Source organism: Oceanicola granulosus HTCC2516, from assembly GCF_000153305.1.
In the GTDB taxonomy this organism is placed as follows: Bacteria; Pseudomonadota; Alphaproteobacteria; order Rhodobacterales; family Rhodobacteraceae; genus Oceanicola; species Oceanicola granulosus.
Genome location: NZ_CH724107.1, coordinates 764,994 through 773,987 on the forward strand (window position 1 = coordinate 764,994; position 8,994 = coordinate 773,987).

9 protein-coding genes and 1 tRNA gene are annotated in these 8,994 nt (G+C 69.5%); all 10 read left to right on the top strand.

Annotated elements, in window-relative coordinates; genetic code table 11:
• Window positions 1-48 precede the first annotated feature (48 nt).
• The 10 genes from OG2516_RS03730 to OG2516_RS03775 all read left to right on the top strand — a co-directional run bounded on the left by OG2516_RS03730 (window position 49) and on the right by OG2516_RS03775 (window position 8,756).
• Complete coding sequence (locus OG2516_RS03730) at window positions 49-1,131, top strand: cysteine desulfurase family protein (protein ID WP_007254283.1); 1,083 nt, start codon at window positions 49-51, stop codon at window positions 1,129-1,131.
• A 13-nt stretch (window positions 1,132-1,144) separates the two neighbouring features.
• Complete coding sequence (gene sufB, locus OG2516_RS03735; protein ID WP_007254284.1) at window positions 1,145-2,689, top strand: Fe-S cluster assembly protein SufB; 1,545 nt, start codon at window positions 1,145-1,147, stop codon at window positions 2,687-2,689.
• 3 nt (window positions 2,690-2,692) lie between these two features.
• A complete protein-coding gene (locus OG2516_RS18865; RefSeq protein ID WP_007254285.1) occupies window positions 2,693-3,460 on the top strand; it encodes an FkbM family methyltransferase in 768 nt (255 codons plus the stop codon).
• Window positions 3,461-3,476: 16 nt separating this feature from the next.
• Complete coding sequence (locus tag OG2516_RS03745; protein WP_007254286.1) at window positions 3,477-4,091, top strand: hypothetical protein; 615 nt, start codon at window positions 3,477-3,479, stop codon at window positions 4,089-4,091.
• A 34-nt stretch (window positions 4,092-4,125) separates the two neighbouring features.
• Complete coding sequence (gene sufC, locus OG2516_RS03750; RefSeq protein WP_040615438.1) at window positions 4,126-4,881, top strand: Fe-S cluster assembly ATPase SufC; 756 nt, start codon at window positions 4,126-4,128, stop codon at window positions 4,879-4,881.
• The gene (locus tag OG2516_RS03755; protein ID WP_007254288.1) at window positions 4,881-6,179 is read left to right on the top strand and encodes a SufB/SufD family protein; all 1,299 of its coding nucleotides are present in this window, start codon (window positions 4,881-4,883) and stop codon (window positions 6,177-6,179) included. Before sufC ends, OG2516_RS03755 begins: the two co-directional genes overlap by 1 nt.
• Window positions 6,179-6,679 carry a YIP1 family protein gene (locus tag OG2516_RS03760; RefSeq protein ID WP_007254289.1) on the top strand — a complete coding sequence of 167 codons (501 nt, stop codon included), beginning with the start codon at window positions 6,179-6,181 and terminating at the stop codon, window positions 6,677-6,679. The genes OG2516_RS03755 and OG2516_RS03760 overlap by 1 nt, the downstream gene beginning before the upstream one ends.
• Window positions 6,676-7,266 (top strand): YIP1 family protein, encoded by a 591-nt coding sequence (locus tag OG2516_RS03765; protein WP_007254290.1) that lies wholly within the window; start codon window positions 6,676-6,678, stop codon window positions 7,264-7,266. Before OG2516_RS03760 ends, OG2516_RS03765 begins: the two co-directional genes overlap by 4 nt.
• Window positions 7,266-8,486: a cysteine desulfurase gene (locus OG2516_RS03770; RefSeq protein ID WP_007254291.1), complete on the top strand. Its 1,221-nt coding sequence runs from the start codon at window positions 7,266-7,268 to the stop codon at window positions 8,484-8,486. The genes OG2516_RS03765 and OG2516_RS03770 overlap by 1 nt, the downstream gene beginning before the upstream one ends.
• Window positions 8,487-8,679: 193 nt before the next feature.
• Window positions 8,680-8,756: transfer RNA gene (locus OG2516_RS03775), tRNA-Arg, on the top strand.
• Window positions 8,757-8,994 lie beyond the last annotated feature (238 nt).

The following is an 8,994-nucleotide window of genomic DNA, read 5'->3' on the forward strand; positions in this document are numbered from 1 at the left end:
CCCGTGGGCGACTCCCCCGGGATACTTCCAGGACAGAGGGGGGCGCGCGTGACGCGGGTCTATCTGGATCACAACGCCACGGCGTCGCTGCGGGACGAGGCGCGGGCGGCGATGGTCGCGGCGATGGACGTGGTGGGCAATCCGTCCTCGGTCCACGCCGAGGGGCGCGCGGCGAAGGGGCTGGTCGAGGCGGCGCGGGCGGACCTCGCCGAGGCGCTCGGCGCGCAGGGGTTCGACATCGTCTTCACCTCGGGCGCGACGGAGGCGGCGGCGCTGGCGCTGTCGGCGGGCTGGAGCCGGGTGCTGGGCTCGGCCGTCGAGCACGACGCGGTGGCGGCCTGGGCCGACCGGGTGGCCTGGGAGACGCTGCCGGTGGGGCGCGACGGGCGCGTCGGCGCGGTGGCGGCGGCGCCGGGCGAGCTGGTGGCGGTGCAGGCGGCCAACAGCGAGACGGGCGTGTTGCAGGCGCTGGAGCTCGACACCGGCGGCGCGCTGCGGCTGGTCGACCTGGTGCAGCTCGTGGGCCGGGTGCCGGTCGCGCTGAGCTGGCTGCCGCCGGCGCTCTACATGATCTCGGCGCACAAGTTCGGCGGGCCCAAGGGCGTCGGCGCGCTGCTGGTGCCGCAGGGGACCGACCTGCCGGCGCTGCTGGTGGGGGGCGGGCAGGAGATGGGGCGGCGCTCGGGGACGGAGAACGTCGTCGGCATCGCCGGGATGGCCGCCGCCGCGCGCGCCGCGATGGCCGAGCTGGCCGGGGGCGCGCAGGAGCGGATCGGCCAGTTTAGAAATATTCTAGAATCCGCCATTGCGGCCGGCGCGCCAGAGACTATTTTTGTCGGGAAAGACTCGGACCGCCTGCCGAACACCTCCTGCCTTGTCACTCCGGGCTGGAAGGGCGAGACGCAGGTGATGGCGATGGACCTCGCCGGCTTCGCCGTCAGCGCCGGCAGCGCCTGCTCGAGCGGCAAGGTCCGCGCCAGCCGCGTGCTGGGCGCGATGGGATACGACGACGAGGCGGCGGCGAGCGCGATCCGCGTGTCGCTGGGCCCCGAGACGACGGAAGACGAGGTTCTGCGGTTCGCCGAGACCTGGACCGCGAAACTGAAGCGACACCGCGCCCGCGCGGCGTGAGGAAGGACGAGACATGACCGCACTGGACACCCCGAAGGTCACCGAGGTGAAGGAAGGCGTCGACGAGGAGACCGTCGAGGCCGTCCGCAAGCTCTCCGGCAAGTACAAGTACGGCTGGGAGACCGACATCGAGATGGACTACGCCCCCAAGGGGCTGAGCGAGGACATCGTCCGCCTGATCTCGGGCAAGAACGACGAGCCCGAGTGGATGACCGAGTGGCGTCTGGGCGCCTACGCGCGCTGGCTGAAGATGGACGAGCCCGACTGGGCGATGGTCGAGTATCCCGAGATCGACTTCCAGGACCAGTATTACTATGCCCGCCCGAAGAGCTTCGAGACCAAGCCGAAGTCGCTCGACGAGGTCGATCCCAAGCTGCTCGAGACCTACCAGAAGCTGGGCATCCCGTTGAAGGAGCAGATGATCCTCGCCGGGGTCGAGGGCGCCGACGAGGTGGCGACGCCGGAGGACAACAGCGAGCGCAAGGTCGCGGTCGACGCGGTGTTCGACTCCGTCTCGGTGGGCACGACCTTCCAGAAGGAGCTGCAGAAGGCCGGCGTGATCTTCTGCTCGATCTCCGAGGCGATCCGCGAGCATCCCGAGCTGGTGAAGAAGTACCTCGGCTCCGTCGTGCCGCAGGGCGACAACTTCTACGCCGCGCTGAACTCGGCGGTGTTCTCGGACGGCTCCTTCGTCTACGTGCCGCCCGGCGTGCGCTGCCCGATGGAGCTGTCGACCTACTTCCGCATCAACGCCGAGAATACCGGCCAGTTCGAGCGCACCCTGATCATCGCCGACAAGGGCTCTTACGTCTCCTACCTCGAGGGCTGCACCGCGCCGCAGCGCGACACCGCGCAGCTGCACGCCGCGGTGGTCGAGATCATCGTCGAGGAAGACGCGGAGGTGAAGTATTCCACCGTCCAGAACTGGTATCCGGGCGACGAGGAAGGCCGGGGCGGCATCTACAACTTCGTCACCAAGCGCGCCGATTGCCGCGGCGACCGGGCGAAGGTGATGTGGACCCAGGTGGAGACCGGCTCGGCCGTGACCTGGAAATACCCGTCCTGCATCCTGCGCGGCGACGACAGCCAGGGCGAGTTCTACTCGATCGCGATCACCAACAACCATCAGCAGGCCGACACCGGCACCAAGATGGTCCACCTCGGCAAGCGCACCAAGTCGCGCATCGTCTCCAAGGGCATCTCGGCGGGGCAGGCGCAGAATACCTACCGCGGCCTCGTCTCGATGCACCCGAAGGCGCTCGAGAGCCGCAACTACACCCAGTGCGACAGCCTGCTGATCGGCGACCAGTGCGGAGCCCACACGGTCCCCTACATCGAGGTCAAGAACAACAGCAGCCGCGTCGAGCACGAGGCGACGACCTCGAAGGTGGACGACGAGCAGATGTTCTACTGCCGCCAGCGCGGCATGGACGAGGAGGAGGCGGTGGCGCTGATCGTCAACGGCTTCGCCAAGGAAGTGCTGCAGGCGCTGCCGATGGAGTTCGCCATGGAGGCCCAGCAGCTCGTCGCGATCTCGCTGGAAGGCTCGGTGGGCTAGGACGTGGACGAGGTCGTTGTCCGGGAGCTGAGCCCCGTCGTGCGCAAGCGGATGGGGCGGCCCGCGCGGTATATCACGCCGCGCGGGGCGCGTGTCGTGCTGTCGCGCCGCTTCGGCACGCCGGTGCTGTTCACCATCGACAACGAGGCCGACCGCATCCACCAGGTGCACGGCAAGGGCGCGTTCTACGAGGCCAAGCAGCTGGAGGTGCTCGCCGAGCACTTCCCCGAGGGCGGCACCTTCGCCGACATCGGCGCCAACATCGGCAACCATTCGCTCTACATGCTGCTGTTCGGCGGCGCGACGACGGTGATGCCGTTCGAGATGAATCCCGACGCGATCGCGCTCTACCTGTCCAACATCTGCCTCAACGGGCTCGAGGACCGGGTGACGCTCGAGACGCTGGGCTACGGGCTCGGCGACGTTGAGATCGACGACGCCGCCGTGCACGCACCGAAGGGCAACCTCGGCTGGGCCAAGGTCGACACGACCGGCGGCGGCGACATCCCGCTGCGCACGGGGGACAGCCTGATCGACGGGCGGCACGTGGATTTCCTCAAGGTCGACGTGGAGGGCATGGAGGTCGCCGCGCTGCGGGGGCTGGCGAAAACCGTGGCGTCGTGCCGGCCGAACATGTTCGTCGAGGTCGACCACCGCAACCGCGCCGACTTCGAGGCGTTGATGGAGGAGTGGGACTACACCATCGCGCGCGCGTTCGGCGGCAACCGGATCAACGAGAACCTGCTGCTGTTACCCAAGGAGCGCCGCTGAGGCGGCGGGGACGGCGATGAGCGAGACAGAGAGCCAGGCCCCTACCGCGCCCGAGCGGCCGGCGCTGACGCTGCCCGAGGCCGAGGCGGCGTGGCTGCGCGAGGCCTACGAGGCCGCCGGGGTGATCCTGGAGTACGGCTCGGGCGGCTCGACCGTGATGGCGGCCGAGATGGACGGCAAGACCGTCACCTCGGTCGAGAACGATCCGGCCTGGGCGGACATGATGGAGGCGTGGTTCGCCGCCAATCCGCCCGCCTCGCTGCCGCGCATCGCGCGGGTGGACGTGGGCGAGGTGAAGGAGTGGGGCAAGCCCGCCAACAACGCCCGCCACTTCGCCTATCCCGGCTACGCGCTCGGGGTCTGGGGCGGCAAGGCGTTCGTGCAGCCCGACCTGGTGCTGATCGACGGGCGCTTCCGGGTGGGCTGCCTGCTGGCGTGCGTGTTCCGCTCGCGCCGGCCGGTGCAGGTGATGTTCGACGATTACGTGGACCGGCCCGAGTACCACGTCGTCGAGGACTACGCCGAGAAGGTGGAGGTCCGGGGCCGCATGGCGCGCTTCGAGGTCACGCCGCGGCGGATCAGGAACCATGAATTGCTGCGCGTGGCGCAGCTGTTGCAACTGAAGAACTAGGTCGCGGGGTCCCCCGCGAGAAGGAGACGAGATGCTGTTGGATATCAAGGGGCTCGAGGTCAAGCTCGAGGAAGAGGACAAGCAGATCCTGAAAGGTGTCGACCTCGAGGTCGAGGCCGGCAAGGTGCACGCGATCATGGGCCCGAACGGGTCGGGCAAGTCGACGCTCTCCTACGTGCTCTCGGGCCGCGACGGCTACGAGGTCACCGGCGGCAGCGCCAGGCTCGACGGCGTCGACCTGCTCGAGCTCGAGCCCGAGGAGCGCGCCGCGGCCGGCCTGTTCCTGGCGTTCCAGTACCCCGTCGAGATCCCCGGGGTCGGCAACATGACCTTCCTGCGCACCTCGCTGAACGCCCAGAAAAAGGCCCGCGGCGAGCCCGAGGTGAGCTCGGCCGACTTCCTCAAGCTGGTGCGCGAGAAGGCCAAGAGCCTGCAGATCGACCCCGACATGCTCAAGCGGCCGGTCAACATGGGCTTCTCCGGCGGCGAGAAGAAGCGCAACGAGATCCTGCAGATGGCGATCCTCGAGCCGCGCATGTGCATCCTCGACGAGACCGATTCCGGCCTCGATGTGGACGCGATGAAGCTGGTCTCCGACGGCGTCAACGCGCTGCGCGACGCCGGCCGGGGCTTTCTGGTGATCACCCACTACCAGCGCCTGCTCAACCACATCACGCCCGACGTGGTCCACATCATGTCCGACGGCCGGATCGTGAAGACCGGCGGCCCCGAGCTGGCGCTCGAGGTCGAGGAGAACGGCTACGGCGACATCCTCGGCGAGGTGGCCTGATGGCGAAGGCGGCACTGAAACAGCAGAAGACCGACGCCACCGAGGCGCGGCTGGCCGGCCTGCGGTTGCCCGAGAGCGGCGCGTGGCTGCGCGAGGCGCGCGAGGCGGCGCTCGGCCGGGTGCAGGCGATGGGCCTGCCGCACCGGCGCGACGAGTACTGGCGCTTCACCGACCCGACCTCGCTGAGCGCGGCCGAGCCCGCGCCGGCGGCCCTGTTCGATCCGCAGGAGGCGCCGCTGTTCGATAGCGTCGACCGGCTGCGGCTGGTGTTCGTGGACGGCGTGTTCGACGCCGAGGCGTCCGACGACCTCGCGCTCGAGGGCATCGAGATCGAGCGGCTCGCCGAGGCGGGCGCGAAGGACATCCACTGGGCCCGCGACGTGTACGGCCGGCTCGAGGCGCAGGGCCACGAGAAGACCGACCGCCCGCTCGCCGCACTCAACAGCGCGACGGCGACCGACGGCGTGGTGATCCGCGTCACCGGCACGCCGGCAAAGCCCGTTCACCTCGTCTACGAGCGCGCCAGCGAGCGCGCCGACGCGGTGCTGCACCATGTGGTCAAGGTCGAGCAGGGCGCGTCGGTGACGCTGCTCGAGACCGGCCCCGGCGCGGCGCGCCTGTCGACGGGGCTCGAGGTCGACGTGGCCGACGGCGCGGCCTGCCACCTCGTGCGGGTGCAGGGGCGCGATCACGAGCGGCGTGCGGAGACGTCCGTCTTCGCGCGGCTCGGCACCGAGAGCACCTTCAAGACCTTCACCCTGACCTTCAACGGCGTCCTGACGCGCAACGAGTGCGTCGTCGAGCTGACCGGCGACGATGCCGTCGCCCACATCGCGGGTGCCTGCCTCGGGGCGGGCAAGGACTTCCACCACGACGACACCGTCTTCGTCACCCACGACGCCGTCGATTGCGAGAGCCGGCAGGTGTTCAAGAAGGTCCTGCGCAACGCCGCCACCGGCGTGTTCCAGGGGAAGATCCTCGTGCGCAAGGGCGCGCAGAAGACCGACGGCTACCAGATCAGCCAGTCGCTCCTGCTCGACGACGACGCCCAGTTCCTGGCCAAGCCCGAGCTCGAGATCTACGCCGACGACGTGGCCTGCAGCCACGGCTCCACTTCGGGCGCGATCGACCCCGAGGCGCTGTTCTACCTGCGCTCGCGCGGGGTCGGGGAGGTCGAGGCGACCAACCTGCTGACGCTGGCCTTCGTGGCCGAGGCGCTCGAGGAGATCGAGGACGAGGCCTACGCCGACGAGCTGCGCGAGCGGCTCGCGGGCTGGCTGGAGCGGCACGCCGCCTGATGGCCGTGACCGCCGACATATGGCGCACCTGGCGGGGCCCGCGCGCAGTGATGCGCGGGTTCCTCGCCCAGGGGCCGCGCGAGGACAGGGCGCTGGCGTTCCTGTTCCTCGGGTGCCTGTTGCTATTCGTCGCCCAGCTTCCCCGGCTCGTGCGCGTCGCCGAGGGGCTGGAGGCGGCACCGGGGCAGGAGGCGGCGGCGCTGTCGCAGCTCGCGGCCTACGCCTTCTTCGGCAGCGTGCTCGTGCTGCCGCTCATGTTCTACCTGCTCGCCGCGTTCAGCCACCTCGTCGCCCGCGCCCTGGGCGGGCAGGGGAGCTGGTTCGGCGCGCGGCTGGCGCTGTTCTGGGCCCTGCTCGCGAGCGCGCCGCTGGCGCTGCTCTACGGGCTGGTGCGCGGCTTCATCGGTCCGGGGCCGCAGGCGGCGCTGGTCGGGGTCGGCTGGTGCGTCGCGTTCGGCGTCATCTGGCTGCTGTCGCTGATCGAGGCGGAACGGCCATGACCGGCGCGCTCCCCGGCCTGCTGCGCCTGCTCTGGGCGACGATCGAGCGGCCCGCCGAGGTGGCGCGGATGATCCTCGCCCAGCGGCTCTCGCGCCAGACGCTGTGGCTGGCGCTGGTGCTGGTGACGGTCCTGTCGGTGCTGCTGGTGGGGCTGCTCAACCTCGTCGCGCCGCCGCCCGAGGACGCGGTGATGCTCGCGGTGACGCCGTTCGCCTACGCCTTCATCCTCGGCGGCTCCCTCGTCATCGCCGTCTTCGCGCTCCACTTCACCGGCCGCATGCTCGGCGGCTCGGGAGAGCTGCCCGACACGCTGGCGCTGCTGGTCTGGCTGCAGACGCTGTTGCTCGCGTTGCAGCTGGTGCAGCTCGTGCTCATCCTCGTCAGCCCGCTCCTCGGCGGCATCGCGGCGCTGCTCAGCATCGCGGCGGCGCTCTGGGTGCTGCTTCATTTCATCAACGAGGCCCAATCCTTCGGCTCGCTCGGACGGGCGGCGCTGACGCTCGTCGTGTCGCTGCTCGGCATGGGCGTGGGCCTCTCCGTGCTGCTCGGCCTGATCGGAGCGATCGCGGGCACAGGAGACATCTGATGTACGACATCGACAAGATCCGCGCCGACTTCCCGATCCTGTCGCGGCAGGTCAACGGCAAGCCGCTCACCTACCTCGACAACGGCGCCTCGGCGCAGAAGCCGCAGGCCGTGATCGACGCGGTCACGCGCGGCTATGCCGAGGAATACGCCAACGTCCACCGCGGCCTGCACTACCTGTCGAACCTCTCGACGGAGCGCTACGAGGCGGTCCGCGCCACCGTCGCCCGCTTCCTCCACGCGCCGACGGAAGACGAGATCGTGCTCAACACCGGGACCACGATGGGGATCAACCTCGTCGCCTACGGCTGGGCGATGCCGCGCCTGGAGGCGGGCGACGAGATCATCCTGTCGGTGATGGAGCACCACGCCAACATCGTGCCCTGGCACTTCCTGCGCGAGCGCCAGGGGGTGAAGCTGGTGTGGGTCGACGTCGACGAGACCGGCGCGCTCGACCCCGACAAGCTGCTCGCCGCCGTCACCGAGCGCACCAAGCTGATCGCGGTGACGCACATGTCGAACGTGCTCGGCACCCGGGTCGACGTGAAGGCGATCTGCGCGGGCGCGCGGGCGCGCGGCGTGCCGGTGCTGGTCGACGGCAGCCAGGGCGCGGTGCACGGCCCCGTCGACGTCGCCGACATCGGCTGCGACTTCTACGCCATCACCGGCCACAAGCTCTACGGCCCCTCCGGCTCGGGCGCGATCTACATCCGCCGCGAGCGGATGGACGAGATGCGCCCGTTCCTCGGCGGCGGCGACATGATCCGCGAGGTCAGCAAGGAGCAGGTGCTCTACAACGACCCGCCGATGAAGTTCGAGGCCGGCACCCCCGGCATCGTCGCCACCATCGGCCTCGGCGCGGCGCTCGAGTACCTGATGGAGATCGGGATGGAGCGCATTGCCGCCCACGAGGCCGACCTGCGCGACTACGTGCAGGAGCGCTTCGCCGGCCTGAATTGGCTGACGGTGCAGGGCACAGCGCCGGGCAAGGGCGCGATCTTCTCGTTCACGCTCGAGGGCGCGGCCCACGCCCACGACATCTCCACCGTGCTCGACAAGAAGGGCGTCGCCGTGCGCGCCGGCCACCACTGCGCCGGGCCGCTGATGGATCACCTCGGCGTCAGCGCCACCTGCCGCGCCTCGTTCGGGATGTACAACACCCGCGCCGAAGTCGACCGATTGATCGAGGCGCTGGAGCTCTGCCACGAGCTGTTCGCCTGAGCCGGAGCTGAGTCCAGGCGCGGACTGTGTTGTGCTTCCCTCACGACGGCGGCCGGGGCGTCGGCCACGGCGACAACCATAGTTGTCGTCCCAAGTGGGGTGAGCGCTAGGGCTGACCTGCCACGAGAAAGAGGCTCCGTGTCGCGGGGAAACCCGTTGCGGGGCCTCTCCGCAGAAGCTATAGGGCGCACAGGCACCCGTAGCTCAGCTGGATAGAGCGCTGCCCTCCGAAGGCAGAGGCCATAGGTTCGAATCCTATCGGGTGCGCCACCTTCTCCCGCAAGTCAACGACACGCGCGCCGGTGCTGATATTTGGTGCCCGGGCATCTATGGCTTTGACAGGCGTCGAGAAGGCTCGGTAAGGTCGTTGCATATTTGATGCGATAGCCTGCCGATGCTGCCCCGGTTTGCCAGGGGACCGACAATTTTCGTCACATGCGCCGGTGGGCCCTCGATGGGGGGTTTTTCCGGTGCTTTGTTTCATCAACAGCATTCGTGCGGCCTGACG

Coding starts and splice junctions, on each gene's coding strand:
- sufB (WP_007254284.1), top strand. CDS start 1,145: ATGACCGCACTGGACACCCCGAAGGTCACCGAGGTGAAGGAAGGCGTC.
- OG2516_RS03745 (WP_007254286.1), top strand. CDS start 3,477: ATGAGCGAGACAGAGAGCCAGGCCCCTACCGCGCCCGAGCGGCCGGCG.
- OG2516_RS03755 (WP_007254288.1), top strand. CDS start 4,881: ATGGCGAAGGCGGCACTGAAACAGCAGAAGACCGACGCCACCGAGGCG.
- OG2516_RS03760 (WP_007254289.1), top strand. CDS start 6,179: ATGGCCGTGACCGCCGACATATGGCGCACCTGGCGGGGCCCGCGCGCA.
- OG2516_RS03765 (WP_007254290.1), top strand. CDS start 6,676: ATGACCGGCGCGCTCCCCGGCCTGCTGCGCCTGCTCTGGGCGACGATC.
- OG2516_RS03770 (WP_007254291.1), top strand. CDS start 7,266: ATGTACGACATCGACAAGATCCGCGCCGACTTCCCGATCCTGTCGCGG.